Here is a 25,530-nt window from a genome sequence, read left to right on the forward strand (position 1 = left end):
TAAAAATCAATGAGATAACCGGTTGCCAGTTACATGCCGGAACCGTTCGCCGCTGATTGCCGTCTGCGGGGCTTGTGTGGCGCAGGGCCGCGCCAACCCTGCGTATCCGTGACCCGCATAAAGATGAAAAGATGGCGGCAATCCACAAAGCGCTGGACGAATACAGCGCAGAGCATCCGGTATTTTATGAAGATGAGGTGGATATCCACCTTAATCCCAAAATCGGTGCGGACTGGCAGCCACGCGGGCAGCAAAAACGCGTGGTGACGCCGGGACAGAATGAAAAATATTATCTGGCTGGCGCACTGCACAGCGGAACAGGTAAAGTCAGCTACGTGGGCGGCAGCAGCAAAAGTTCGGCGCTGTTCATCAGCCTGCTGAAGCGGCTTAAAGCAACGTACCGTCGGGCGAAAACTATCACGCTGATCGTGGACAACTACATTATCCACAAAAGCCGTGAAACACAGCACTGGCTGAAGGAGAACCCGAAGTTCAGGGTGATTTATCAGCCGGTTTACTCGCCATGGGTGAATCATGTAGAATGGCTCTGGCAGGCACTTCACGACACAATAACGCGCAATCATCAGTGCAGCTCAATGTGGCAACTGTTGAAAAAAGTTCGCCATTTTATGGTAAGCTCAGAAAGACGTAAATAACCTACAACATCAGGAACGCCGCGATCGAAGAAGCAGGGTTATGTTTGTCCTTCCGCTTCATACCACGAACGCATTTCCCAGGATAGCATGAGCTCTGCAAATGCAGTTTGATTGGCCCATGACAATACATCACCACCGATGTTAACCTGTGCGGGTATTAGAGCCTTTTTTGGGCGCATTTTTCTCATGCCCAAGATGGTCAGTCAGCTCAGCATTGAGTGCGGTTTCGACGGTAAGCTTCGTCAGCATGCGGGAAAAAGCATTGAGATCGGCTTCGGTTTTAAGGCCTTTAGTCAGTTCAGTTGCCAGTGCTTTGAGTCTCTTTTCGTCCATAATTTGCCTGTCTCCGTTGTTGGAGTGAACATATCAAAAACAGGCAGATACACAATTTAAATTACAGTCTCGCATTAAGTCACCTTAACGGGGATAGACAACAAAGCCCGGTCTCCCGGGCTCTGAAAGTCAATGCTATATTAGCTGTATGCGTGAAGCGTTCGCTGACAAAGCGCCGAGCGCACGCAGTCGTCTTTGTTGAAATGCACAATCCCCACCATTTCATCTTCTTCAAAGCGTTCCAACGCATCGCTCAACCCGGAACGCACGCCGCGCGGCAGGTCGCATTGCGTAATATCGCCATTGACAATGACCGTGACGTTTTCGCCTAATCGCGTCAAAAACATTTTCATTTGCGCCGCAGTCACATTTTGCGCCTCGTCGAGGATCACAACCGCATTTTCAAAAGTACGCCCACGCATATAGGCGAACGGGGCAATTTCTACCTTACCGATTTCCGGGCGCAAACAATATTGCATAAAGGAAGCGCCCAACCGTTTAAGCAGTACGTCATAGACAGGACGAAAATAAGGCGCAAATTTTTCAGCGATATCACCGGGCAAAAAACCAAGATCTTCATCAGCCTGCAATACCGGACGCGTCACAATGATCCTCTCGACGTCCTTATGAATCAATGCTTCTGCCGCCTTTGCCGCACTGATCCATGTTTTTCCACAGCCGGCTTCGCCGGTCGCAAAAATAAGCTGTTTACTGTCGATAGCGTTCAGATAATGCGCCTGTGCTTCATTTCGCGCCTTAACAGGAGAGGTATCGCGACTATCGCGCGCCATGCCAATGGCTTCTACTCCGCTCATCTGTACCAGTGACGTGACCGATTCTTCTTCACGTTGCTTATGACTACGCGAATCTCGTCTCAACACACGCTTTGCTTCACGACGAGCTTTGATCACTGCTTTTTGTCTTCCCATGGATAGCACCTTGAGTTGTAGGTATACATCACCCGCGTTCTCTTGAACGCGATTATGCGCACACACATCTGAGGGTTGGCTTCCTTGTAAGCCTTAGCTTGCTTTTTGAAACGACGCCACACACGGCTACGCGCACCACATATGACGTCATGGGGATGGGCAGTAAGGGAAATGATGAAAGCTTTTAAGGTGACAGGACCACCACCGGAGAGAGAATGTCCGTACAGGGTGTTGTAACTACTGTAAACAAAGTGTCCTGGGGCGGACATTACCATTCGCGATCTCCATAGTGAGTGGCCATCACTGCCGGGGAACTACCGCTGTTACTACTAAGTACAACACAAAAAATCAAAAATGCAACAATGCGCTTACTAAATATTAACCAAAACTTATTGCGTCATTGTCAGTCTCTTACAGAAAGATTACACGATTATTTCATAGGCAGGACACTAAAAAATATAATCATTAGATTCTCCGGGTATTAATTCTGAAAATATCCATAACCCATTGAATATGCAACATACATAAGGTTCAAATGGATTAATTAACGTGTCCTCTCTCTCGTCGCTAAAACGGCATTATTTATGCGAAATTTTGTGCGGCATATTTACGCCAGTAACGCTGACTCGTTTTAATTTTTGTCATTACTCTATTGCGTCAAGGCTATTGGTACCATTAACAGGAGATTTCATATGTGGCCAGTTGGTGATTACACGGGACGTATTACGCCCGCGTAAACGGCGCTCAAGGGCTAAAAATAGTTCGAGAGTGCGTCCTTATTTACCTGAACGCCTTCAGTCAATCGGTCCGGGACTTATCAGGGGACCAGGCAGGCGTATAACGCCGCCTGGTAAAATATGTCCGATGGCAATAATGCTCTCGGACATGGCGGTTATTCCGCCCGTAGCTTCGACGGCGGCGCGGAATGATAATGCGCGTCCGCTTTTGCAAAGCGTTCCTGCATCGCTGCTGTCGGCGCTTTGCCAAGCAGGCTAAAGATTACGATCCCTATACTGCCGAAAATGAAGCCAGGGATGATCTCATACAGATCCAGCCAGCCATATTGTTTCCAGACGATAACCGTCACCGCGCCAATGATCATTCCCGCCAGCGCGCCGTTACGTGTCATACGCGACCACATCACAGAAAACAGGACAACAGGCCCAAATGCCGCGCCGAATCCAGCCCAGGCGTAGCTCACCAGCCCCAGCACACGGTTATCGGGATTCGCCGCCAGCGCAATGGCGATCAGCGCTACCACCAGTACCATCACTCGCCCTACCCATACCAGCTCTTGCTGGCTGGCGCTTTTACGCAGAAAAGCCTTATATAAATCTTCCGTAATCGCGCTGGAGCATACCAGCAACTGACAGCTCAACGTCGACATCACCGCCGCCAGGATAGCAGACAGCAGAACACCGGCAATCCACGGGTTAAACAGGATCTGCGCCAGTTCAATAAATACGCGTTCTGAGTTTTGGTTCACCGCCCCGGCCAGCGCGGGGTTATTGTTAAAGTACGCAATGCCAAAGAAGCCCACCGCCACTGCGCCCGCCAGACACAGAATCATCCAGGTCATACTGATACGACGCGCATGAACAATGCTGTGATGGGAGTCCGCCGCCATAAAGCGCGCCAGAATATGCGGCTGACCGAAGTAACCCAGTCCCCAGCCCATCAGGGAAATAATAGCGACAAAATTCAGCCCCTTGAGCATGTCGACATTCTCGATGCTCTTTTGCTTGATCACCTCCAGCGACTCGCTAAAACCGCCTACGCCGACAATAACCATCACCGGCGTCAGGATTAACGCAAAAATCATCAGACTGGCCTGAACGGTATCCGTCCAGCTAACGGCAAGAAACCCGCCGATAAAGGTATAAATAATGGTTGCCGCGGCCCCCGCCCACAGTGCGGTTTCATAGCTCATACCGAAGGTGCTTTCGAACAGTCGTGCCCCAGCGACAATACCTGACGCGCAATAGATAGTGAAAAACAGCAGAATGACCAGCGCGGAAATAATACGCAGGACTCGGCTCTTATCCTCAAACCGACCGGTAAAATAGTCCGGCAGCGTGAGCGCGTTATTGTTAAATTCGGTATGTACGCGCAGGCGCCCGGCCACCAGCTTCCAGTTAATCCATGCGCCTAACGTCAGGCCAATGGCGATCCAGCTTTCAGAGATCCCCGACAGAAAGATAGCGCCAGGCAGCCCCATTAACAGCCAGCCGCTCATATCCGACGCGCCGGCTGATAAAGCCGTAACAAACGGCCCCAGACTGCGACCGCCTAGAATATAGTCATCAAAGTTTTTGGTTGAGCGCCAGGCGATAAACCCAATCAATATCATGCCAAAAATATAGACACAGAATGTCACCAACATCGGTGTGCTAATAGCCATCAAGGTTCTCCAAATTTATTTATTGGCACTACCGTAGCGTGCCGTTTTGTACCCTGCCGGAACGTGGCAAGGGTGTTATGTTTACCAGGGCGACCGTATCCTGCCGGAAGCGGTGGTTATTCACAATCGATTTAACACACCATTTACATCAAATTTGATTGCAGAGGGATACTATTTTTCTCCAGGTTGCACTCTCTCACATTTTTTGCGGTTGCACCTTTTAAAAGTGTTAACTACCGCAGAGAAAATAAATCCAGATGGTTTTCCCCGTCAGACTTCCCCTTTCTTTTTTTAACAATTTATTCATTTTTAAGCTTGCAACGCAGGTCACATTTAACGAGGTTGCACAAAGTTGCAACATAGTGGATATTTTCCGCTAACTATTGGTTAGCAGATAGAGCGAATAACAGGAGTAGAGGGTATGGGAACCACCACGATGGGGGTTAAGCTGGACGACGCCACGCGCGAACGGATCAAAATGGCCGCCTCGCGTATCGATCGCACGCCGCACTGGTTAATAAAACAGGCGATCTTTAGCTATCTGGACAAGCTGGAAAATAGCGATACGCTACCGGAGCTACCTGCGCTGTTTGCCGGCGCGGCAAATGAAAGCGAGGAGCCGGTCGCGCCGCAGGATGAGCCGCATCAGCCCTTTCTGGAGTTTGCCGAACAGATTCTTCCCCAATCCGTCTCTCGCGCCGCCATCACTGCCGCCTGGCGCCGCCCGGAAACCGATGCGGTGTCAATGCTAGTGGAACAGGCGCGCCTGTCGCCGCCTGTCGCGGAGCAGGCGCATAAACTGGCGTATCAACTGGCGGAGAAATTGCGCAATCAAAAATCCGCCAGCGGTCGCGCGGGCATGGTGCAAGGCCTGTTGCAGGAGTTTTCCCTCTCTTCGCAAGAAGGCGTAGCGCTGATGTGTCTGGCGGAAGCGCTGCTGCGTATTCCCGACAAAGCTACGCGCGATGCGTTAATTCGCGACAAAATCAGTAATGGCAACTGGCAGTCGCATATTGGCCGTAGCCCGTCGCTGTTTGTAAACGCCGCCACCTGGGGGCTGCTCTTTACCGGCCGACTGGTCTCAACGCATAACGAAGCCAATCTTTCGCGCTCGCTGAACCGCATTATCGGCAAGAGCGGCGAACCGTTAATCCGCAAAGGCGTCGACATGGCGATGCGTTTAATGGGCGAGCAGTTCGTGACTGGCGAAACCATTGCTCAGGCGCTGGCGAATGCCCGAAAACTGGAAGAGAAAGGGTTCCGCTATTCTTACGATATGCTGGGCGAAGCCGCGTTAACCGCCGCCGATGCGCAGGCCTATATGGTCTCTTACCAGCAAGCGATTCATGCCATCGGCAAAGCGTCTAACGGTCGCGGTATTTACGAAGGGCCAGGCATCTCGATTAAGCTGTCCGCCCTGCATCCACGCTATAGTCGCGCGCAATACGATCGGGTAATGGAGGAGCTTTATCCGCGCCTGAAATCCCTGACGCTGCTGGCGCGCCAGTACGACATTGGTCTCAATATCGACGCCGAAGAGGCGGATCGTCTGGAGATCTCGCTCGATCTGCTGGAAAAACTCTGCTTCGAACCCGAACTGGCGGGCTGGAACGGCATTGGCTTTGTGATCCAGGCTTATCAAAAACGCTGCCCGCTGGTCATTGATTATTTAGTCGATCTGGCCTCCCGTAGCCGCCGTCGGCTGATGATTCGTCTGGTGAAAGGCGCCTACTGGGATAGCGAGATCAAACGCGCGCAAATAGAAGGGCTGGAGGGCTATCCGGTTTATACCCGCAAAGTGTATACCGATGTCTCTTATCTGGCCTGCGCGAAAAAACTGCTCGCCGTACCTAATCTGATCTACCCGCAGTTCGCGACCCATAACGCTCACACACTGGCGGCGATTTATCATCTGGCCGGGCAAAATTACTATCCGGGTCAGTACGAATTCCAGTGCCTGCACGGCATGGGCGAACCGCTGTATGAACAGGTCACCGGTAAAGTAGCGGACGGAAAACTTAACCGTCCCTGCCGTATTTACGCGCCGGTGGGAACACACGAAACCCTGCTGGCCTATCTGGTACGACGCCTGCTGGAAAACGGCGCCAACACCTCTTTTGTCAACCGCATCGCCGATGCCACCCTACCGCTCGATGAACTGGTGGCCGACCCGGTCGAGGCCGTGGAAAAACTGGCGCAGCAGGAAGGTCAGGCTGGCATACCGCATCCGAAAATTCCGCTGCCGCGCGATCTGTACGGCGAAGGTCGGATAAACTCCGCCGGACTTGATTTAGCGAATGAACATCGCCTCGCCTCGCTTTCTTCTGCCCTGTTAAGCAACGCCATGCAGAAATGGCAGGCCAAACCTGTGCTGGAACAACCGGTGGCCGACGGTGAGATGACGCCGGTTATCAACCCGGCGGAACCGAAAGATATTGTCGGCTGGGGACGCGAAGCGACAGAAAGCGAGGTTGAACAGGCATTGCAAAACGCGGTCAATCAGGCGCCGGTTTGGTTTGCGACGCCGCCGCAAGAACGCGCCGCCATTTTGCAGCGGGCGGCGGTATTAATGGAAGACCAAATGCAGCAGTTGATTGGCCTGTTGGTGCGTGAAGCGGGGAAAACGTTCAGCAACGCCATTGCCGAAGTGCGCGAAGCGGTAGACTTCCTCCATTATTATGCCGGTCAAGTGCGTGACGATTTCGATAACGAAACGCATCGCCCGTTAGGGCCGGTGGTCTGCATCAGTCCATGGAACTTCCCGCTGGCTATTTTTACCGGCCAAATCGCCGCCGCGCTGGCGGCAGGTAACAGCGTTCTGGCGAAACCGGCAGAGCAGACATCGCTGATTGCCGCCCAGGGCATTGCCATTTTGCTGGAAGCGGGCGTACCGCCGGGCGTCGTGCAACTGTTGCCGGGACGGGGAGAAACCGTCGGCGCCCAGCTTACCGCCGATGCGCGTGTACGCGGCGTGATGTTTACCGGTTCCACGGAGGTCGCGACGTTGTTGCAGCGCAACATCGCCACGCGTCTTGACGCCCAGGGCCGCCCTATTCCGTTGATTGCGGAAACCGGCGGTATGAACGCTATGACTGTCGACTCTTCCGCGCTCACCGAGCAGGTGGTCGTGGATGTGCTGGCTTCCGCTTTCGACAGCGCCGGACAACGCTGTTCCGCGCTCCGCGTGCTGTGTTTGCAGGACGATATCGCCGAACATACGCTGAAAATGTTACGCGGCGCGATGGCGGAGTGTCGGATGGGGAATCCAGGCCGCCTGACGACCGATATCGGGCCGGTGATCGATAGCGAGGCCAAAGCCAACATCGAGCGTCATATCCAGACGATGCGCGCCAAAGGCCGCCCGGTTTTCCAGGCCGCGCGTGAAAACAACGATGACGCGCAGGAATGGCAGACCGGTACGTTTGTTATGCCCACGCTTATTGAGTTGGAAAACTTCGCAGAACTGGAAAAAGAGGTCTTCGGGCCCGTGCTGCACGTCGTGCGTTATAACCGTAACCAACTGGCGGAGCTTATCGAACAGATTAACGCTTCCGGCTACGGGCTAACGCTGGGCGTACATACCCGTATTGATGAAACCATTGCGCAAGTCACCGGTTCCGCCCATGTCGGCAACCTGTACGTTAACCGTAATATGGTGGGCGCGGTCGTCGGCGTCCAGCCGTTTGGCGGCGAAGGCCTGTCCGGCACCGGGCCAAAAGCGGGAGGGCCGCTCTATCTCTACCGCCTGCTGGCACACCGCCCGCCCAATGCGCTCAATACGACGCTGACTCGTCAGGATGCGCGTTACCCGGTAGATGCGCAGCTTAAAACCACGCTACTCGCGCCGTTGACCGCCCTGACGCAATGGGCGGCGGATCGCCCGGCGCTACAGACGCTCTGCCGACAATTCGCCGATCTGGCGCAGGCCGGCACGCAGCGCCTGCTACCGGGACCGACCGGCGAGCGTAATACCTGGACGCTGTTGCCGCGTGAACGGGTATTATGCCTGGCTGATGACGAACAGGATGCGCTGACGCAGCTTGCCGCCGTTCTCGCCGTCGGCAGTCAGGCGCTATGGTCAGACGACGCCTTCCACCGCGATCTGGCGAAGCGTCTCCCCGCCGCCGTTGCGGCGCGTGTCCAGTTTGCGAAAGCGGAAACGCTGATGGCGCAGCCGTTTGACGCGGTGATTTTCCACGGCGACTCCGACAAGCTGCGAACCGTGTGCGAAGCCGTCGCCGCCCGCGAAGGCGCGATAGTATCGGTACAGGGGTTCGCCCGCGGCGAAAGCAATATACTGCTGGAACGGCTCTATATTGAACGTTCGCTGAGCGTAAACACTGCCGCCGCTGGCGGTAATGCCAGCCTGATGACAATTGGCTAATACTGTGGTTAATTAAGGCTCCGTCAATGGAGCCTTTTTACTCGCGTCAGAGGAGCGTATGAAACGAATTTTCCTTACCTGCGCGGCGTTGTTGTTCAGCAGTCAGGCGTTGGCCGATGAGTGTGCCAGCGCCAGTACGCAGCTGGAAATGAATCGCTGCGCCGCCGCGCAATACCAGGCGGCAGATAAAAAGCTGAACGAAACCTATCAAAGCGCGATTAAGCGTGCACAACCGCCGCAGCGCGAGCTGTTGCAAAAAGCGCAGGTGGCATGGATTGCACTGCGGGACGCCGATTGCGCTCTGATTCGCTCAGGTACGGAGGGCGGCAGCGTGCAACCCATGATCGCCAGCCAGTGCCTGACCGATAAAACGAACGAACGCGAAGCGTTTTTAGCCTCGCTGCTGCAATGTGAAGAGGGGGATTTGAGCTGCCCACTGCCGCCAGCCGGTTAACGCACGCGAATCCCTTCAATAATAATGCGCTGAACGCTTTCGACCGTTTGGTTAAAAAAGGCTTCATCGCGAAGCGTCGCGCCGGTTACCGCCTCAACCTGAGGGGCAAAATCGGCGTAATGTTGCGTGGCGGCCCAAATCATGAAGATCAAATGGTGCGGGGAGACGGGCGCCAGTTTCCCGCTGTGCACCCATCCGGCAATCAGCGCGGATTTTTCATCTATCAACGCTTTTAGATCGCCGGTCAGTTCCTCCATTAAGAGCGGCGCGCCCGCCAGCATCTCCATGCAGAAGAGCCGCGACGCCTGCGGATAATCACGCGAAACCTCCAGCTTGAGACGGATATACTCTTTGATGGCCTCCAGAGGGGAAAATTCTGCGCGAAACGCCTTGAGCGGCGCCAGCCAGACATCCAGGATCTGTCGCATTACCGCGACATACAGCACCTCTTTCGAGGGATAATAATAAAGCAGATTGGTTTTGGAGACGCCTGCCCGCTCGGCGACCTGCTCAAGACGCGCGCCATGAATGCCATACTGGGAAAAAACGGCAAGCGCGGCGGTTAAGATAAGCTGCCGTTTTGCACCGGTGGCCTGCGAGCGTTTCCCAATTTTTTTCTCTGTGCGTTGCGACATGCGCCCTCTCCTTTTTGTCAGGACGCAAGCATACCAAATCCGGCTTATAAACAAAAAAACCGCCGGAAATCCGGCGGCGGTGGCGCATGACGCTTTTTAGCGTGAAACGCTCAGCGTCTTGCTGTTGTGACGCAGGCTAGCTATTACGGTTACTGCTTTTGCCCCCTTTTTTGCCTGCTTCGGATGCACGCTGCGGGTCATTCTTAAAATTGCCCCCGCTGTGCTGACCACCTTTACGACCTGCTTCTGATGCTCTTTCGCGGTCTTCCGCAAAATTACCGGAACCGCCACGATGGTTTGCCATTACTGACCTCCGTCATAGATTAGACATCATATTGCATAGGTAATGAGGAGTATCTCCTCGCGCAGCGTATGAACGATATCATCAGTAACGCCGCGTAAGATTAAGCATAGTGAAAAACGCCGTGGTAGGCCGCTTACCGAAATATTCTGCAACATCGGAAGCCGAATACGCAGAATAATAACAATAAGAAATAAATAAGTTATTCTTATATTTGGGAAAATCAAAGCGCTTAAAAATGTATCATTTTGCAACAAAGGTCGCCAAATTAATTATTGTTATAAATCAAAGAAATGGCGCTGAAATTTGCACTCTTCACAGGAGGGCATATCTTTAAATAGACGTAGCGAATCGCTACACACCTGATTAATCTGAGGAGTAGTACAAATGGCAAAGATTCTGGTGCTCTATTATTCCATGTACGGACACATTGAAACCATGGCGCACGCGGTGGCGGAAGGGGCAAAGAAAGTCGACGGCGCAGAGGTCATTATAAAGCGTGTGCCAGAAACAATGCCGCCTGAAATCTTCGCAAAAGCTGGCGGTAAAACGCAAAACGCACCGGTTGCCACCCCACAGGAGCTGGCGGATTACGATGCCATTATTTTTGGTACGCCAACCCGGTTTGGCAATATGTCAGGCCAGATGCGTACCTTCCTGGACCAAACCGGCGGCCTGTGGGCATCCGGCGCGCTATACGGCAAGCTCGGCAGCGTGTTCAGTTCTACCGGAACGGGCGGCGGCCAGGAGCAGACCATCACCTCGACCTGGACTACGCTTGCCCATCATGGGATGGTGATCGTCCCGATAGGCTATGCCGCACAGGAACTCTTTGACGTCTCCCAGGTTCGCGGCGGCACGCCTTACGGCGCAACGACTATCGCCGGAGGCGACGGTTCACGTCAACCAAGCCAGGAGGAACTCTCTATCGCTCGCTATCAGGGGGAATACGTCGCCGGTCTGGCAGTCAAACTCAACGGCTAATCTTCAACAGGAGGATTCGAATGCCAACTCAAGAAGCAAAAGCGCACCGCGTCGGCGAATGGGCAAGCCTGCGTAATACGTCGCCGGAAATTGCCGAAGCCATTTTTGAAGTCGCTCACTATGACGAGAAACTGGCAGAAAAAATATGGGAAGAAGGTAGCGATGAGGTGCTGATCAAAGCCTTTGAGAAAACGGATAAAGACTCGCTCTTCTGGGGCGAACAAATCATCGAACGTAAGAACGTATAACACAAACGCCCCCGCCTGCGCGGGGGCATACGGCTATTTTGCAGCAGTGTTCATAACGTTATCGAACTTATCCAGCGGACAGAAGCCGTTCGCATCCACCGGACATCCTTTCAGTTCCAGGGTTACCCTTTGCGCGGGCGATTTGAGCGTTAACGCTTCCGCATTACGTAACTGCCGGGCGCTCTGGTAGACATACTCGATTTTCATCAAATCCCGGTTAGCGTTGCCGTCATGCCAGCGTTGGAAGACAAGCTGACCGCCAATCGGCGTTCTCTCATACTGGTCATGGAGCTGATAGGGTTTAAAATCCAGCGCCGTCAGCAGCGACGCGATATTGGAATCATGCCCCACCAGCACGGTAACCTTCGGCGCGCTAACGCGATCGGCAACCAGCACCTTATCGATATACTTCACCAGCGGCGCAGCGACATTGCGCGCCACCGTGGGTGAGGTAAACAGGCTGTCCTGGTAGCCGTTTTTCAGTTTTGACAGCACCTTCCACTGCCGATCGGTGTGGATGCCGCCCCAGGCGACCTGATCCATCGGAAACCCTTCGTAATATTGCAGGGTAAACGCATCCACCAGCGAGTTCCCTACTTTCAACGGCCCCTGCACGCCAGGCTCTTGCTGATAGTTCGCGCTGAAGGTATCTTTCGCGTCGATTAGCGAACAGTGATGCTTCTCTTTGCAGGACGGTGAGTCTTGATAATGCGTTATCTGCTCCAGCAGTTTATAACTCTCATCAAGATGTAGCTGACTACGCGCTTTTTCCATCGCCTGTACAGCCTGTTGCCGGAACGCGGCGGAATCATCGGTAATCACCGGATTGAAGGTAGGGTCCATAGTGCCCATTTTTTCCTGATGATGAACAGGAATATCACAGCCGGGGAAAGCGCCGGTAATGAAAAATTGCGCGGTGGCGACGGTGCGCTGCAAACTATTCGCATAGGCATATACCGTGTCGGGCGCCGGACATTCTCCCGACGGTATCAGCCCCTGCGCGACCAGCCATTCACGTGTGTAGTGTCCCATATAGACTTCCAGCACGCCGCCTTTCGTCGTCAGTTGCCCGCCGGGAACGTCCCACGCCGGCCAGGCGTTCGGCGTCGACTGCGCCAGTACGCTGCCATTATTCGCCAGCGGCGCCCGCAGATTATGGCGGCTCATCATCAGCACCTGTTGTAATTGATAACCCTCCGGCGTTGTCTGCGCCTGTACGGCGGATGACAACAAAACAGCCCCTGCCACAGCAACAGCGAGTAATGATTTTTTCATCCCTATGACCTCTTGTTGTTATCAAATCGTTCTGAGTGTGACAGAAATGGATCATTTTTCCGGGAACGATTTCGCAAAACGGGGGTTTTTCTTACAGTAAACGCGTTAGCGCCGGGAAACCCCGGCGCATATTCAGAACGTTTTTGCCCACCATAGTCGAAGCTTCATGCCCCAATAGCTGGTCCAGCCGCTGGTGGTGAACACAACCCGACCTTGTGAAACCACCACCAGCGTTGGCGTCACGCTGATTTCCCAGCCAGCGGATAAGGCGCCGTTAGCATCATTGACGACCGGAAAGTCAACGCCCTTGCGCGCCAGCCAGCGGGCAACCTCAGCGTCATCGCCGGAGCGGAGCGCAACGGTCATGACGTTTTCCCCTTCCGCCGCCAGGCGAGCGACCGCAGGCGTAGTAAAGCGGCATACCCCGCACCAGCTGGCCCAAAAATAGAGCAGTACGGGGCGTTCTTCGCTCAATGTCACCAGAGTTGTCGACTCTCCCGTCAGCGTATGTAACGGTGTCGCGGCAAACGCCGGAGGCGCCTGCGGCGCGCGCCAGACGTCCATGACCACCATTATCGCGATGAGGAGCGCCAGAAAAACCGCGGCTTCACGCAGCCAACGCCGCAGTTTACCCGCCATTGGCAGCCGCCAGTTTTTCTTTCACCACCGCTTCCAGCGTATCCCAGGGCACTGCGCCCGGAATCAGCTCGTCGCCAATGATCGTCGCTGGCGTTCCTTGCACGCCGACCAGCCTTGCCAACTGCAAATTAGTGCGTATCGTTTCCATGCTTTTTTCATCCAGAGTCACTGGCGTAGCCCCTGCTTTCTGCTGGGCTTGTTTAATACTGTCATCCGTATGGTAACCGCGCTTTTGCATAAGTTTTTCATGTAGCGCGAGGAACTGTTGCGGATGATCGCGCCAGGTGGTCAGCGCAATACGCGCCGCCAGTATGGAACTCTCTCCTTTGAATGGCAGCGGTTTAATAATGACCGCAACGTCAGGATATTTCTGCACAATCTTTTCCAGCATCGGATCGAGCTGTTTGCAGTACGGACAGTTGTAATCCGTAAAGTTCACCAGCGTCAGCTTAGGGTGTTTAGCGCCTATCCGCGGGCTGGCAGGATCGTTAAACAACGCCGCATGGATCAGATTTTCAATCTGCTTTTCCTGATCCGGCGTAAAAGGAGCGGTTTCTTGCGCGATGCTCAGCGTCGAAAACAGCGCCAGCAGCAAAACAATCATGTATTTCATTGGGTTATTCCTTTCGCTTTTTTCAACGTTTGTAATACCGCATCGCGGGTCAGCAAAGTGGGCAGTGCCTCCCCTTCCGGCAAGCCGGGGCCATATACCTGATTAAACGGCACGGCGACCTGGCCACGCGTTTTCAGAAAATCGGTAATGGCATCGGACGGCAGCGTCCAGTCTCCCCGCAGCGCCACAACATCCGGCTGTTGCAAGGCGGCCTGTACATCCTCTTTTTGCAGGATGTTGTATTTATTCACTTTACAGGTAATACACCAGTCCGCAGTGACATCGACAAATACCCGCTTATGCTGCGCCAGCGCCGACTGGATTGCCTGTTCACTCAACGGTTGCCACTGAACCGTGTCTTGCGCGCTCTTTGACGCAGTGAAGCCGAAATGCGGCAGGAGTAACGTCGCCAGCCAGATAGCCGACCCCAGCATCATCAGACCGAGGAGCCTGCGCAGGACATTCATCCAACGCCCGGGGCGCGGTAAACGTAGCGCAAGCCCTGGTCGTATCGCGACCAGTAGCCACGGCGCGCTCATTCCCAGGCCAAGCGCAAGGAACAGCCCCCACAGCGTCGGCAGCGACGCCGTGAGCGCCACCGCGACCGCCGTGCCCAGAAACGGCGCGCTACAAGGCGTCGCCAGCAGCGTGGCGAATGCCCCCTGCCAGAAATGTCCCGACATACCGTTACCGCCGTAAGTGGCCAGTTTCGTGGTCATAGATGAGGGAAGCCTGAACTCAAAAAGCCCGAACAGGCTGGCGCTAAACAACAACATCACCAGCGCCATAAAACCAATAAACCATGCATTCTGGAACTGGACTCCCCAGGCCAGCGCATGGTTTGACAGGCGAAGGAGGGTCATAAACGCCGCCAGCGCCATAAATGACGCAATGATACCGGCGACCGAAGCCAAAAATTGTCGCCTGATGTGAGAGCGGCTTTTTTCCTCTACCAATAAAATAGAGCCAAGTTTCATACCCAGAACCGGCAGTACGCAGGGCATTAAATTAAGAATCAGTCCGCCGATCAGCGCCATCATTACAACTTGCCAGAAAGGTAGCGCCGCATTGTCCGGCGTTTGCGCTGGCGCAGCGCCAATGGTTTGCGTGCTCTCCTGGGCGATAGCGCCATCGGCTAACACGAGGGTCAGCGATTTGTTGCGCAAATCGGGCGCCTTTTCGCCCCAACTGTCCGTCACCGGCACCGTCGCCTGTAACCTGTCGCCCTCTACGCGCAGGCGAGGCTTCGCAAAATCGACGTCATCTATGGTGTCAAGATAGAGCCCGGGCGATGACCAGCCCGCCGCTCGCGTAGCAGTGACCACCAGTTCTCCCGGGCGATAGCCGACGTCAAGCGAGTCCGTTAGCCCACTGCGGAGCGGAACTTTACCCATCGCCCGCGCATAGTCATGGGCAAAATCGGCATTCTGCACAGTGGGCGTCACGGAAAAGGGGTAATCGGTCAACAGACAAACATTGCTGCAGGTTGATAACGTCAACACGCCGCGCAAGGTCGCGGGCGGCGTACCGCGCACGATCATCGGAAAGGTCACCTCGTCGTGATATCCCTGGGTGGTGATATTCGCCACATCAAAGCGCGAGGGGGTTGGCCAGAACCAGCTTACCTCAGGCATGTCGCCTTTCCAGGCGATAGAGGGCGCCACGCCCCCTTCCCCCGGCGCGCGCCAGTAGGTTTTCCAGCCGTTTTCCAGTTTGACGTCAAGCAACAGTCGGGTCTCACCGTTAGCGGACGTATCGGCACGTAGCCGTATGCTGGCATGGTCGTTATCGGGCGAACGCAGCCAGCCGCTTTCCGCCGCCCAGGAGACGGGCAGCCAAAGCCATAACAGGCAGAACAGTATCCGCCTGAACAAAATCATCATATTTTTTCTCCGTGAATGAGTAATTAACCGTTAGTAATAACCGGTCTGTCATTCACGGAAGACACAAAATCGTAGATGTACCCGTAATGTGGGCGGCGAAATAGCCCGTGGAGGCGAAAACGGCAGGCGCATGACCCGGACAGGCGCCAGTAAGGAAAGCAGCAGACAAAGCGCAAGGATAGCGCCTTCAAAGAGTACCGGAGGCGCCGCCAGCAGCGACTTGGCGCTTAATTCGCAGGGAGTGACCGGCGAACCGTCATCTGTCGAGGAGGGAGCGCTGACCACCGCAGCAGAGGCCGTCGCCTGCATCTGCAAGGCGTGCAGGCCCGCCATGCGTTGCGCGGTACAAACCATTACCACGACACATGCAAGGCAAAGAAACCACCAGCCCATCCGTTGTTGTTTCGCCATTGCGCCCTCACTGTTTAACGCGAGTTATCTTAGCCACTGGCGCGGTTTTGGCAACCTTTCCCCTGTAAAGTTATGTCGGCGCGCTGCGCAACCTTCTGATAGTCGAACAACGTAATTTATTCTTACTAATGATATAACTGGTGTTTTCATACGCACTTTTCAGGTTTACCCTACACTTAGTGGAGAAACCTTTTTGGGGTCCCTTCTGTATGTATTGATTTAGCGAGATGATGCTATGGAACTTAAGGATTATTACGCCATTATGGGCGTGAAACCGACGGACGATCTCAAGACGATTAAGACCGCCTATCGCCGACTGGCCCGCAAGTACCATCCTGATGTCAGCAAAGAACCCGATGCCGAAGCCCGTTTCAAAGAGGTTGCTGAAGCATGGGAAGTGCTGAGTGATGAGCAACGGCGCGCCGAGTATGACCAGTTATGGCAACACCGTAACGATCCACAATTTAATCGCCAGTTCCAGCAACACGAAGGCCAGCCGTATAACGCCGAAGATTTTGATGATATTTTCTCGTCTATTTTTGGTCAGCACGGTCGCCATTCGCACCACCGCCACGCCGCACGCGGTCATGATATCGAAATTGAAGTGGCGGTATTCCTGGAAGAAACGCTGGAAGAGCACCAGCGTACGATTAGCTATTCCGTCCCCGTTTACAACGCGTTCGGCCTGGTGGAGCGGGAAATTCCCAAAACATTGAATGTGAAGATCCCGGCTGGCGTCAGCAACGGGCAACGAATCAGACTGAAAGGCCAGGGCACGCCGGGGGAAAACGGCGGACCTAATGGCGATTTATGGCTCGTTATCCATATTGCCCCGCATCCGCTCTTTGATATCGTCAATCAGGATCTGGAAGTCGTCCTTCCGCTTGCCCCATGGGAGGCGGCGCTCGGCGCTAAGGTGTCTGTGCCAACGCTTAAAGAGCGTATTTTGCTGACCATTCCCCCCGGCAGCCAGGCTGGTCAGCGGCTGCGTATCAAAGGAAAAGGATTAGCCAGTAAAAAGCACACTGGCGATCTCTACGCCATCATCAAAATCGTTATGCCGCCGAAACCTGACGAGAAAACAGCTGCCCTGTGGCAACAACTGGCGGACACGCAGTCGTCCTTTGACCCACGCCAGCAATGGGGGAAAGCATAATGGCTAACATCACTGTCACCTTTACCATCACCGAATTTTGTTTGCACACCGGCGTGACGGAAGAGGAGCTAAACGAAATCGTCGGACTTGGCGTAATTGAGCCTTACGAAGACGATAACGCCGACTGGCAATTCGACGATCGCGCAGCGAGCGTGGTACAACGCGCGTTACGCTTACGCGAGGAGCTGGCGCTCGACTGGCCTGGGATCGCGGTCGCGTTAACGCTGCTGGAAGAGAATTCGCGGCTGCGCGAAGAAAACCGGTTACTGCTGCAACGCCTTTCTCGCTTTATCTCGCATCCCTAATCCACGATAAAGGCAATAAACCGAGGGTGGGCTTTCTGCCCACCCCGGATTTATACGCACCCGGTATAATACCAGAATGCATCTAACATACTTCCCCCAACGGAAGAAATATAGCCTTTCACCGCGCACAACTCGATCAACGAACCGCCAATGTCAGCCATTAATGCGCCATTGCGAAGATCATCGTTTAAATAAAGACCAGCCACACGTTCACATTTTTTAGATACGTCGGTTATTTTTACACGTTAGCGATCATTTATTGCCTGAAGAATATATTCTTTCACTGTTTTGTACTCTCTGGTTGATACGTACCTTCTCCCTGTCAATGCCGGGTAAAATGTACCGCTGCGCTTACAGGTTGCGGTATTTATAAATAAGAAATACAACAGTCACTTACAGTTTAATAATTGAGCGTTATAACATCCACTGCCGCCCAATATTTACACCACGCCTAAAATACAAAAATGTAATAGAATGTAAACAAAATAAGAGCATAAAATAAATAACTTATTAAAAAATCAATATAAATAGAGTGGTCAATAAAAAACGATCGTTTTCAACGAGTTATGTTTCTCAGATTTTCATCTATCCTGAATAGGCTTGCGGAAAATATAATTTACACCATTGACTATTTCACTTAAAAGGTTTCTGTAATGGAATGGAAGGTCGTTGATACCGTTATAAGTCCCTCTACCGGAGTGTTGTTCTCATGCATACATAGCCTAAAAAATCTTAGATTGACCTTATGGTATCAGGCAGATGTTTACATGCCTCCAGGTAGCATTATCATACCCTTTAATAAGGGAGTCTTAATAAACGATAAACTTTATCCCGTTACTGTTTACAACGTTACCAGGTTTAATCCTGTTCTATGGAAATCGCTTAAAGAAAATAGCCACTGTCCTGGTAACTGCAATCCTAAACCAGAAGCCTGCAGTTATCCTTTTGAGTGTCTGGTATCCGTTTGTCCATTTGGTTTAACCAGAAATATTAAAATAGATAATAAGAAAGTTTAGGAAATAAAATATGCATTAGCCATACTACTGATTAAGTGTATTCGCGCACGTTTGCAGTATTTTGCAGTTAAATATGTTTGATATAAAAATTGTACAGTTCGGATATTTTTTGATTCGTTTAATCTAACCTTCACTTTGGCAACGAGGAGCCGGTACAGAGGATATTACTGATGGCCGGCAGACAAAGAAACGCATTGCTTTTAACACTGTATAAATTCCATCCGTGACATTCTTATTTAGTAATATTTCACCAGAGCAATCATCTTACCTTTATTGTGCATAAAAATCAGCAAGTAGTGTTTAGAAAAAATAATGTTTTATACCCAAAATAATTCGAGTTGCTTAAAGGCGGCAAGGGAGTGAGTCCCCAGGAGCATAGATAACTATGTGACTGGGGTGAGCGACAAATCTGCCGGGAGCAGATTTGAACGTCGCGTGCGACGGCCCGTCAGGGCGAGGCCCATGGATGGGCCGAGTAATCCGTAGCCAACACATAAGCGACTTGAAGTATGAAGGGTATAGACAAAAGCTCTGCGTGTCATGCTGATCGCCAAAAGCATAACGGGCTGACATCATGTCAGCCCGTTGGTTTACCCCTGCCCTGATACTTACGGTACGCTTATCGTCATATTGTCATGACCGACAATGACAGGGCCCGGGTAATTTTTCATGGCTTCCTGTTGCCAGACGTCATCCGCAACCGTCGCAGGCACCAGATGACTTAACACCAGTTTTTTCACGTGGGCCTCGCGAGCAATCTTACCGACATCTTCAATCGTGGTGTGATGCGACGCAATCGCTTCAGCCAGCGTTTTTCCGTTGCCAATACTATTAGCCAGTTTTGCTACCGAGGGGACATGTACCGCCTCATGTACCAGGATATCCGCCCCCTGGGCAAACGTTGCAAGCGGCGGAAACCAGGACGTATCGCCAGAGAAGACGATTCGCTTACCCTGGGTATCAAAACGGTAAGCAAACGCTTCACCGTCCGGGAAAGGGGAATGAGGCACTTTCAGCGCGCTGATTGTGACCAGTTCATCTTTATAGATGACGCCCTGGCCAATATCGGTCGCCTTAACCAGGTTGCGCGGATCGGGTTTCCCCTCTTCTTTCATGCGTAGCGTGATATCCCTGTCAAAGACCTTCCAGCTAGCCTTCGTCATCGCCTGGGTTCCCGGCGGGCCATACACCTGTATGGTATGGTCTTGCAGGCCACTTGCCCAGGCATTCATCAGCAAGGAAGGATAATCCAGTATGTGGTCGCTGTGCAGATGGGTGAGCAAAATAGTATTGATGTTGCGCAGTGGAATGCCATTTTTCACCAGTTGCAGACTGGCGCCGTAGCCGGCATCTATCAGCCATATTTTATCGCCGATAGTGAGCGCCGTCGCTTGCGGTAGTCTGGCTGTATTGAGCAAAGAAGGCCCGCCTTTGGTGCCCAGTAAAACAATGTTGATCTCTTGAGGCGCAGGAGCACCGGCAGCAATGGCAAGGTGGCTTTGCGCCAGCATACAAACCGCCAGCATAGCGACGCTTTTTTTCATCATGTTTTTACTCTTCTTAGTTGAGAAAAGAGGGAACTTCACGTTGGCGAAACTGCGAAGGAGAACAGCCAGCAAGGCGATTAAAGAAACGGGCGAAATAAGCCGGATCTTTAAAACCTAATTGCCAGGCGATCTCATTGACAGCATTGTCGGAAAAAAGCAGCAGTCGTTTCGCCTCGCGTAATTGCCGATCAAAAATCAGGCGTTTAGGCGAGCGATTAGCAAAACGGCGGCAGATATCGGTCAAACGAGATTCGGTAATATGCAGCTCACAGGCATAATCGGGCACCGTCCAGTGCTGATGGAAGTGGTTGTCAATTAACAGGGTAAAGCGCTGAAAAAGTTTCAGTTCACCGCGCATCCCGGTTGCGGCGTGATCGTCCAGCTTCGCATTACGCAACAGCAAGGTAAATACCGCCTGCGCCAGTAGCACCAGGGTATGTTCGCAGCCAGCCAGTTGTTCCGTGGACTCCCGCTCAATTAGCTGCCAGTAATGTTTGAGCGCCGCCAGCTCGTTGGGTTTATCCGCCAGTGACAGACAGATTCCCGGCAGGCCGAAGGCCTCTCTGGTGCCGGGATAAAGCACTTCCAGCAGCGGCCAAACCAGCTCTTCGCGTACCGTCAGAACATGACCATCGCTATCCGATTCGGTAATAAAAGCATGTGGCACCGAGGGCGGCGTAAGCACAAATAGCGGCGCCTGCACCGAATAGCGATGATCGTCGAGCTGTAGCTCAATCTGCCCGGTATCAAGAAAGTGCATTTGAAAAAACTGGTCGTGGCGATGCGCCTGCATATCACGACCAAAGAAATCCGCCATACGAGCAAACGACTGATAATGCACATCGTTACTGCCCATGCTTTCGTCATACTCTTTGCTGATATCAATATTGGCGATCGCACGTTGGCACATAGTTTCTCCTCAAGGGGTGGCGCGCGGACGCGATGCTTTCATGGGGATGAGCCAGATAATGGCGGCGCCGACGACTAACAGAGAAGCGACAAACCAGAGTCCGCTATTGAAGCTACCGGTGATATCTTTTAGCCAGCCAATCATAAACGGGCTGAGCGCGGAGCCAATATTGCCGGTGGCATTGATGACCGCAATGCCTATCGCCCTGGCGCGTAAACTGATCGACTGATCCGGCGTGGTCCAGAAGATCGCCATCGCGCTAAAGGAACCCGTGGATGCCATCACGATCCCCAGGAGCTGGATCAGGTTATGGTCGGTAGCCGACGCCAGCAGCCAGCCCGCGGCGGCAAACAGGAACGGTAACGCCGTGTGATGTTTACGCTCCTGATGTTTGTCCGAATGGCGGCTCCAGTAAATCATGCCCAGAATAGTACAAATCTGCGGGATCGCCGCCAGCAGGCCGATGGTGATATTGCTACTGCCTTCATTAAAACTTTTCAGGATTTGCGGCGTCCAGATACTAATGGCGCTAAGCGTATTGGTAAGGCAAAAATAGGCCAGCGTATACATCAGTACAATTGGCGTGAATACTTCGCGCCACAGACTACGCTGCTGCATGGCGTTATGGCTGATGGCCCCCTCCGGCTGAACCAGCGTCAGGCGGTCATTATCCATCATCTCCTGCAAACATTTTTTATCCTCTGCCGTCAGCCATTTGGCTTTTGCCGGGGTATCATCCAGGTAAAACCACACCATAATGCCTAACAAAACTGACGGAAATCCTTCCAACAGGAATAACCACTGCCATCCATGCAGATTGAATATGCCGTCCAGCGATAAAATATAGCCGGAGACAATCGACCCCAATGCGGTAGTGGCTGGCATCGCAATCATAAATAATGCGTTGGCGCGGGCGCGGAAAAATGCCGGGAACCAGTAGGTTAAATAGAGCAGTATTCCTGGCAAAAAGCCCGCTTCGGTAATGCCCACCAGCATTCGCAGCACATACAGGCTTTTCGGTCCCACCGCGAACATAGTGGCGGTAGATGCAATGCCCCATAGCACCATAATGGTCGCAATCCAGCGGCGGGCGCCGACAATGCTCAACATCACGTTGCTGGGAATGCCGAAAATGACGTAGGTGGCGTAAAACAGCGTCGTGGCAAGACCAAACATGGTGGCGCTTAACCCCAGATCCTGCCCCATCGTCAACCCGGCAAAACCGATGTTGATACGGTCTAAAAACGAGAAGATAAACAACACGAATAAAAATACGATCAGTCGGCGGAACAGTTTATTTATGACGGTTTGTTGACCCGTGCTGAGCGCGTTGTGCGAACTGACAGACTCGGGGCTTTCCGGAAGTGCAGATGATGTGTCGCTCATTTTTTTTCCTCTGATGGGAATTTTGTAGGGTACTACGGGTTGCCCGGTAGCGCTGCGCTTACCGGGCCAGGCTTAATAGACGCCGGACGCACCGGACAGGTTTTTTTCTGCGCCAAAGCGCGCCGCCAGCGCCTCTGCGCCGCGCGCCAGCAGCGTGGTATCAACGCCGACGGCGACAAATAGCGCCCCCAGTTCCAGATAACGTTTCGCCAGTGCTTCATTGGCCATCAGAATCCCCGGCGCTTTCCCCGCCGCGCGTATCTGCACGATGGCGTTCTCAATCGCCGCCTGCACTTCCGGGTGCTGCGGATTGCCGGCAAAGCCCATATCGGCGCTGAGGTCCGCCGGGCCAATAAACACGCCGTCAATGCCATCCACGTCGAGAATTGACGCCAAATTGCTCATCGCCTCACGCGTTTCAATCTGCACCAGTACGCACATGGCGTCGTTGGCCTGGTGGAGATAGTCCGGAATGCGGTTCCAGCGCGATGCCCGCGCCAACGCGCTGCCCACGCCGCGAATACCGGCAGGCGGATAACGCGTAGCCGCCACGGCGTTTCGCGCTTCATCGGCATTCTGCACCATCGGTATCAGCAGCGTTTGCGCGCCGACGTCGAGCAGTTGCTTAATCTGTACCGGATCGTTCCATGACGGACGCACCACCGGCTGGCTGGGATAAGGCGCAATCGCCTGCAACTGGGTCAACACCGTCTGCACGTTGTTTGGCGCGTGTTCACCGTCAATCAGTAGCCAGTCGAAGCCGGCACCCGCTAACAGTTCAGCGCTGTAACTGTTGGCAAGCCCCAGCCACAAACCGATTTGCGGACGCCCCGCTTTTAACGCGTCTTTGAAAGCATTTTTCATCGTTTTTTCCTTACACAAACCGGCAACTGATCGCGCCCATGTTGCCGTAATCGACATGGAAGGTGTCGCCCTTGCGCGCCGGCACCGGGCGGGTGAACGAGCCGCCGAGGATGATCTGCCCGGCTTCAAGCTGGACATCGTAGGGGGCAAGCTTGTTCGCCAGCCACGCCACGCCGTTGGCCGGATGATTCAGCACGCCTGCGGCGACGCCGGTTTCTTCGATCACGCCGTTGCGATAGAGCAGCGCGGAGATCCAGCGCAGATCCAGCTCGTCTGGTTTGATGGGACGACCACCGAGGATCACCCCGGCGTTGGCGGCGTTGTCGGAAATGGTGTCGAACACTTTGCGCGGGCGCTGGGTTTCCGGGTCGATGTTGTGGCTGCGAGCGTCAATCAGTTCCAGCGCCGGAATCACATAATCCGTGGCGTTGTAGACGTCGAACAGCGTGCAGTGAGGGCCGCGCAGCGGTTTCGCCAGCACAAACGCCAGCTCCACTTCAATACGCGGGACGATAAAACGGTCGGTGGGGATATCGCCGCCGTCATGGAAGAACATATCGTCAAGCAGCGCGCCGTAATCCGGTTCGCTGATTTGCGAGCTGGCCTGCATCGCTTTTGAGGTCAGGCCGATTTTGTGGCCTTTGAGCGTGCGCCCTTCGGCGATCTTGATATTGACCCATTCACGCTGTACAGCATAGGCATCTTCAATAGTGATGTTGGGGTAATCCAGCGACACTGCGCGGATCTGTTCACGCTGTTTTTCAGCCTGATTAAGTCGCTGGGCGATCAGGGTATGGGTCTGTTTATCGAGCATAGTTGCTTCCTGTTACGTCATTCGGTGCTGCTGCGCCGGGTAGCGACGCGGGTGCGTCTTACCCGGCCTACGGTTCGGTATTGCTTCGTGCATCGTTTTTTTTGTAGGCCCGGTAAACGCAGCGCCACCGGGCGAAAGAGTGTGCTATTTAAATAACGCGTGTACGTTGTTTTGTTTGTAATTGAGCGTCGGATGTAACTCGGCAATCTCAAACGACAGCGCCAGATAGCGGTTCTCCATCAGGTCGGCGAAGTGGGCTTTAATCAGCCCAAACAGCATTTCGCCAACTTCCTGACGGCTCTCCAGGCTGCGCCCGGCGCCGATTTTCAGCGTCATATGCACAAACGCGTAATCATGCTTACCGTCAGCCATCTGCCAGGTATCCAGCCAGTGGGCGCGACTGCGGATACCGCCGATGGGGAAAATCCCGCTGGCGGCCAGCGCCTCGTTTACCTTGCTGAACAGGCCGGGTAAATCAGCCTGCTCGCGAATATTTTCAGTACATTCAGCAATAAAGTGCGGCATAAACACCCCTTACGCAGGCAGCGGGAAAACAGCGTTCACCTGGCCGGTACCGGAGCTGGCGAACAGGTCGGTGATGAACTCCACCTTGCCGTCGTATTTGTCCCAACCCAGCATTCCCAGCAGCATGACCGTGTCGTGCATGTTGCCTTCGCCGTAGCAGTAGTCGGCGTACTCCGGCAACATGGTGCAAAACGCCTTGAATTTGCCTTCGCGCCACAGCTTGACCACGCGCTCGTCCATTTGATGATCGAACTCGCGGGTGTAGCTGTTCATCCCCTCTTCCGCCCGTTGGTCGTCAATAAAACGGTGCGACAGAGAACCACTGGCGAATACCGCTACGGTACCGTCATATTTCTCAATCGCCTTGAGAATGGATTCGCCCAGTTTGCGGCTGTCGGCAAAATCATGCACAGTGCAGAACGCCGAGATGGAGACCACTTTGAAGTGCTTGTCGCTGTTCATGTAGCGCATCGGCACCAGCGTGCCATACTCCAGCTTCAGGCTCGGGATGTTATGCGCTTTAGCGCGCACACCCAGTTTGACCGCCTCATCGGCGATCAGGTGGCCGAGCTCCGGATTGCCGTCATAGTCATAGGTCATGTCGCGAATAAAGTGTGGCAATTCGTTGCTGGTATAGACGCCCTGGAAATGGTCGGCACAATTAATGTGGTAAGCGCTATTCACCAGCCAGTGGGTATCGAATACGATAATGGTGTCAACGCCCATTTCGCGGCAACGCTTGCCAATTTCAATATGCCCATCAATGGCTGCCTGACGACAACCGTGATTTTTTCCCGGCAGTTCAGAAAGATACATCGACGGCACGTGGGTAATTTTTGCTGCTAACGCTAACTTGCCCAT

At 53.5% G+C, this 25,530-nt stretch carries 23 protein-coding genes and 2 pseudogenes; 8 read left to right on the plus strand and 17 right to left on the minus strand.

Translation table 11 applies throughout. The annotated features are described in order from the left end of the window. A pseudogene (locus tag ACLD4K_RS17435) lies at window positions 1–656 on the plus strand (IS630 family transposase); the annotation flags it as partial. Window positions 657–800: 144 nt separating this feature from the next. On the opposite strand, the pseudogene ACLD4K_RS17440 reads toward ACLD4K_RS17435, so the two are convergent. The 3 genes and pseudogenes from ACLD4K_RS17440 to putP all read right to left on the minus strand — a co-directional run. Further along, window positions 801–989: pseudogene (locus ACLD4K_RS17440) on the minus strand (IS256 family transposase); the annotation flags it as partial. Window positions 990–1,129: 140 nt separating this feature from the next. Then, window positions 1,130–1,918, minus strand: a complete 789-nt coding sequence (phoH, locus tag ACLD4K_RS17445) for a phosphate starvation-inducible protein PhoH (RefSeq protein ID WP_411012231.1) — start codon at window positions 1,916–1,918, stop codon at window positions 1,130–1,132. 892 nt (window positions 1,919–2,810) lie between these two features. Continuing rightward, complete coding sequence (putP, locus tag ACLD4K_RS17450) at window positions 2,811–4,319, minus strand: sodium/proline symporter PutP (protein WP_411012232.1); 1,509 nt, start codon at window positions 4,317–4,319, stop codon at window positions 2,811–2,813. 421 nt (window positions 4,320–4,740) lie between these two features. Here putP and putA point away from each other — a divergent pair, with 421 nt between their 5' ends. Both putA and ACLD4K_RS17460 read left to right on the plus strand, forming a co-directional pair. Beyond that, window positions 4,741–8,703: a trifunctional transcriptional regulator/proline dehydrogenase/L-glutamate gamma-semialdehyde dehydrogenase gene (putA, locus tag ACLD4K_RS17455; RefSeq protein WP_411012233.1), complete on the plus strand. Its 3,963-nt coding sequence runs from the start codon at window positions 4,741–4,743 to the stop codon at window positions 8,701–8,703. A gap of 58 nt (window positions 8,704–8,761) precedes the next feature. Next, window positions 8,762–9,157: a lysozyme inhibitor LprI family protein gene (locus tag ACLD4K_RS17460; RefSeq protein ID WP_000821059.1), complete on the plus strand. Its 396-nt coding sequence runs from the start codon at window positions 8,762–8,764 to the stop codon at window positions 9,155–9,157. On the opposite strand, the gene rutR is transcribed toward ACLD4K_RS17460, so the two are convergent. Both rutR and ACLD4K_RS17470 read right to left on the minus strand, forming a co-directional pair. Continuing rightward, window positions 9,154–9,792: an HTH-type transcriptional regulator RutR gene (gene rutR, locus ACLD4K_RS17465; RefSeq protein ID WP_001529158.1), complete on the minus strand. Its 639-nt coding sequence runs from the start codon at window positions 9,790–9,792 to the stop codon at window positions 9,154–9,156. The two genes, ACLD4K_RS17460 and rutR, sit on opposite strands and share 4 nt — an antisense overlap. Before the next feature lie 136 nt (window positions 9,793–9,928). Further along, the gene (locus tag ACLD4K_RS17470) at window positions 9,929–10,096 is read right to left on the minus strand and encodes a general stress protein (RefSeq protein WP_001273663.1); all 168 of its coding nucleotides are present in this window, start codon (window positions 10,094–10,096) and stop codon (window positions 9,929–9,931) included. A 384-nt stretch (window positions 10,097–10,480) separates the two neighbouring features. Here ACLD4K_RS17470 and wrbA point away from each other — a divergent pair, with 384 nt between their 5' ends. After that, window positions 10,481–11,077 carry an NAD(P)H:quinone oxidoreductase gene (gene wrbA / locus ACLD4K_RS17475; protein ID WP_001062898.1) on the plus strand — a complete coding sequence of 199 codons (597 nt, stop codon included), beginning with the start codon at window positions 10,481–10,483 and terminating at the stop codon, window positions 11,075–11,077. A gap of 20 nt (window positions 11,078–11,097) precedes the next feature. Then, on the plus strand, window positions 11,098–11,325 hold the full coding sequence (locus ACLD4K_RS17480; protein WP_001143125.1) for a YccJ family protein: 228 nt from the start codon (window positions 11,098–11,100) through the stop codon (window positions 11,323–11,325). A 33-nt stretch (window positions 11,326–11,358) separates the two neighbouring features. On the opposite strand, the gene agp is transcribed toward ACLD4K_RS17480, so the two are convergent. From agp to ACLD4K_RS17505, 5 genes are all read right to left on the minus strand, one after another. Next, window positions 11,359–12,600: a bifunctional glucose-1-phosphatase/inositol phosphatase gene (agp, locus tag ACLD4K_RS17485; protein ID WP_183058898.1), complete on the minus strand. Its 1,242-nt coding sequence runs from the start codon at window positions 12,598–12,600 to the stop codon at window positions 11,359–11,361. A 132-nt stretch (window positions 12,601–12,732) separates the two neighbouring features. Then, window positions 12,733–13,239, minus strand: a complete 507-nt coding sequence (locus tag ACLD4K_RS17490) for a protein disulfide oxidoreductase (RefSeq protein WP_411012234.1) — start codon at window positions 13,237–13,239, stop codon at window positions 12,733–12,735. Continuing rightward, complete coding sequence (locus ACLD4K_RS17495) at window positions 13,229–13,852, minus strand: DsbA family protein (protein ID WP_000876681.1); 624 nt, start codon at window positions 13,850–13,852, stop codon at window positions 13,229–13,231. The genes ACLD4K_RS17490 and ACLD4K_RS17495 overlap by 11 nt, the downstream gene beginning before the upstream one ends. Further along, window positions 13,849–15,735: a protein-disulfide reductase DsbD family protein gene (locus ACLD4K_RS17500; protein ID WP_183058897.1), complete on the minus strand. Its 1,887-nt coding sequence runs from the start codon at window positions 15,733–15,735 to the stop codon at window positions 13,849–13,851. Before ACLD4K_RS17500 ends, ACLD4K_RS17495 begins: the two co-directional genes overlap by 4 nt. A gap of 48 nt (window positions 15,736–15,783) precedes the next feature. Then, entirely contained in the window at window positions 15,784–16,146 is a 363-nt protein-coding gene (locus ACLD4K_RS17505) for a copper resistance protein (RefSeq protein WP_001118902.1), read from the minus strand. 235 nt (window positions 16,147–16,381) lie between these two features. Here ACLD4K_RS17505 and cbpA point away from each other — a divergent pair, with 235 nt between their 5' ends. From cbpA to ACLD4K_RS17520, 3 genes are all read left to right on the plus strand, one after another. Continuing rightward, window positions 16,382–17,302, plus strand: a complete 921-nt coding sequence (gene cbpA / locus ACLD4K_RS17510) for a curved DNA-binding protein (protein ID WP_023250458.1) — start codon at window positions 16,382–16,384, stop codon at window positions 17,300–17,302. Then, window positions 17,302–17,607, plus strand: coding sequence for a chaperone modulator CbpM (gene cbpM / locus ACLD4K_RS17515; protein ID WP_001284251.1), 306 nt, complete (start codon window positions 17,302–17,304; stop codon window positions 17,605–17,607). The genes cbpA and cbpM overlap by 1 nt, the downstream gene beginning before the upstream one ends. Window positions 17,608–18,260: 653 nt before the next feature. Then, window positions 18,261–18,623, plus strand: coding sequence for an anti-adapter protein IraM (locus ACLD4K_RS17520; protein ID WP_183058896.1), 363 nt, complete (start codon window positions 18,261–18,263; stop codon window positions 18,621–18,623). 608 nt (window positions 18,624–19,231) lie between these two features. Here the strand turns inward: ACLD4K_RS17520 and ACLD4K_RS17525 are convergent. The 7 genes from ACLD4K_RS17525 to hpaD all read right to left on the minus strand — a co-directional run bounded on the left by ACLD4K_RS17525 (window position 19,232) and on the right by hpaD (window position 25,530). Further along, complete coding sequence (locus ACLD4K_RS17525) at window positions 19,232–20,170, minus strand: MBL fold metallo-hydrolase (RefSeq protein WP_411012235.1); 939 nt, start codon at window positions 20,168–20,170, stop codon at window positions 19,232–19,234. Between the two features lie 13 nt (window positions 20,171–20,183). Next, window positions 20,184–21,080 carry a 4-hydroxyphenylacetate catabolism regulatory protein HpaA gene (hpaA, locus tag ACLD4K_RS17530; RefSeq protein ID WP_183059212.1) on the minus strand — a complete coding sequence of 299 codons (897 nt, stop codon included), beginning with the start codon at window positions 21,078–21,080 and terminating at the stop codon, window positions 20,184–20,186. A 9-nt stretch (window positions 21,081–21,089) separates the two neighbouring features. Beyond that, window positions 21,090–22,466 (minus strand): 4-hydroxyphenylacetate permease, encoded by a 1,377-nt coding sequence (gene hpaX / locus ACLD4K_RS17535; RefSeq protein WP_001285803.1) that lies wholly within the window; start codon window positions 22,464–22,466, stop codon window positions 21,090–21,092. 72 nt (window positions 22,467–22,538) lie between these two features. Continuing rightward, window positions 22,539–23,330, minus strand: a complete 792-nt coding sequence (gene hpaI, locus ACLD4K_RS17540; RefSeq protein WP_000785062.1) for a 4-hydroxy-2-oxoheptanedioate aldolase — start codon at window positions 23,328–23,330, stop codon at window positions 22,539–22,541. 10 nt (window positions 23,331–23,340) lie between these two features. Further along, on the minus strand, window positions 23,341–24,144 hold the full coding sequence (gene hpaH, locus ACLD4K_RS17545; protein ID WP_000884795.1) for a 2-oxo-hept-4-ene-1,7-dioate hydratase: 804 nt from the start codon (window positions 24,142–24,144) through the stop codon (window positions 23,341–23,343). A 144-nt stretch (window positions 24,145–24,288) separates the two neighbouring features. Continuing rightward, window positions 24,289–24,669: a 5-carboxymethyl-2-hydroxymuconate Delta-isomerase gene (locus ACLD4K_RS17550; protein WP_001119849.1), complete on the minus strand. Its 381-nt coding sequence runs from the start codon at window positions 24,667–24,669 to the stop codon at window positions 24,289–24,291. A gap of 9 nt (window positions 24,670–24,678) precedes the next feature. Further along, complete coding sequence (gene hpaD / locus ACLD4K_RS17555; protein ID WP_183059214.1) at window positions 24,679–25,530, minus strand: 3,4-dihydroxyphenylacetate 2,3-dioxygenase; 852 nt, start codon at window positions 25,528–25,530, stop codon at window positions 24,679–24,681.

It is taken from the genome of Salmonella sp. 741265055_HSA (assembly GCF_046569525.1).
Taxonomy (GTDB): domain Bacteria; phylum Pseudomonadota; class Gammaproteobacteria; order Enterobacterales; family Enterobacteriaceae; genus Salmonella; species Salmonella enterica.

What these genes read in the sequence shown, in the direction of transcription:
- phoH (WP_411012231.1), bottom strand. Translation starts at nt 1,918, where the DNA reads ATGGGAAGACAAAAAGCAGTGATCAAAGCTCGTCGTGAAGCAAAGCGT.
- putP (WP_411012232.1), bottom strand. Translation starts at nt 4,319, where the DNA reads ATGGCTATTAGCACACCGATGTTGGTGACATTCTGTGTCTATATTTTT.
- putA (WP_411012233.1), top strand. Translation starts at nt 4,741, where the DNA reads ATGGGAACCACCACGATGGGGGTTAAGCTGGACGACGCCACGCGCGAA.
- ACLD4K_RS17460 (WP_000821059.1), top strand. Translation starts at nt 8,762, where the DNA reads ATGAAACGAATTTTCCTTACCTGCGCGGCGTTGTTGTTCAGCAGTCAG.
- rutR (WP_001529158.1), bottom strand. Translation starts at nt 9,792, where the DNA reads ATGTCGCAACGCACAGAGAAAAAAATTGGGAAACGCTCGCAGGCCACC.
- ACLD4K_RS17470 (WP_001273663.1), bottom strand. Translation starts at nt 10,096, where the DNA reads ATGGCAAACCATCGTGGCGGTTCCGGTAATTTTGCGGAAGACCGCGAA.
- wrbA (WP_001062898.1), top strand. Translation starts at nt 10,481, where the DNA reads ATGGCAAAGATTCTGGTGCTCTATTATTCCATGTACGGACACATTGAA.
- ACLD4K_RS17480 (WP_001143125.1), top strand. Translation starts at nt 11,098, where the DNA reads ATGCCAACTCAAGAAGCAAAAGCGCACCGCGTCGGCGAATGGGCAAGC.
- agp (WP_183058898.1), bottom strand. Translation starts at nt 12,600, where the DNA reads ATGAAAAAATCATTACTCGCTGTTGCTGTGGCAGGGGCTGTTTTGTTG.
- ACLD4K_RS17490 (WP_411012234.1), bottom strand. Translation starts at nt 13,239, where the DNA reads ATGGCGGGTAAACTGCGGCGTTGGCTGCGTGAAGCCGCGGTTTTTCTG.
- ACLD4K_RS17495 (WP_000876681.1), bottom strand. Translation starts at nt 13,852, where the DNA reads ATGAAATACATGATTGTTTTGCTGCTGGCGCTGTTTTCGACGCTGAGC.
- ACLD4K_RS17500 (WP_183058897.1), bottom strand. Translation starts at nt 15,735, where the DNA reads ATGATGATTTTGTTCAGGCGGATACTGTTCTGCCTGTTATGGCTTTGG.
- ACLD4K_RS17505 (WP_001118902.1), bottom strand. Translation starts at nt 16,146, where the DNA reads ATGGCGAAACAACAACGGATGGGCTGGTGGTTTCTTTGCCTTGCATGT.
- cbpA (WP_023250458.1), top strand. Translation starts at nt 16,382, where the DNA reads ATGGAACTTAAGGATTATTACGCCATTATGGGCGTGAAACCGACGGAC.
- cbpM (WP_001284251.1), top strand. Translation starts at nt 17,302, where the DNA reads ATGGCTAACATCACTGTCACCTTTACCATCACCGAATTTTGTTTGCAC.
- ACLD4K_RS17520 (WP_183058896.1), top strand. Translation starts at nt 18,261, where the DNA reads ATGGAATGGAAGGTCGTTGATACCGTTATAAGTCCCTCTACCGGAGTG.
- ACLD4K_RS17525 (WP_411012235.1), bottom strand. Translation starts at nt 20,170, where the DNA reads ATGATGAAAAAAAGCGTCGCTATGCTGGCGGTTTGTATGCTGGCGCAA.
- hpaA (WP_183059212.1), bottom strand. Translation starts at nt 21,080, where the DNA reads ATGTGCCAACGTGCGATCGCCAATATTGATATCAGCAAAGAGTATGAC.
- hpaX (WP_001285803.1), bottom strand. Translation starts at nt 22,466, where the DNA reads ATGAGCGACACATCATCTGCACTTCCGGAAAGCCCCGAGTCTGTCAGT.
- hpaI (WP_000785062.1), bottom strand. Translation starts at nt 23,330, where the DNA reads ATGAAAAATGCTTTCAAAGACGCGTTAAAAGCGGGGCGTCCGCAAATC.
- hpaH (WP_000884795.1), bottom strand. Translation starts at nt 24,144, where the DNA reads ATGCTCGATAAACAGACCCATACCCTGATCGCCCAGCGACTTAATCAG.
- ACLD4K_RS17550 (WP_001119849.1), bottom strand. Translation starts at nt 24,669, where the DNA reads ATGCCGCACTTTATTGCTGAATGTACTGAAAATATTCGCGAGCAGGCT.
- hpaD (WP_183059214.1), bottom strand. Translation starts at nt 25,530, where the DNA reads ATGGGCAAGTTAGCGTTAGCAGCAAAAATTACCCACGTGCCGTCGATG.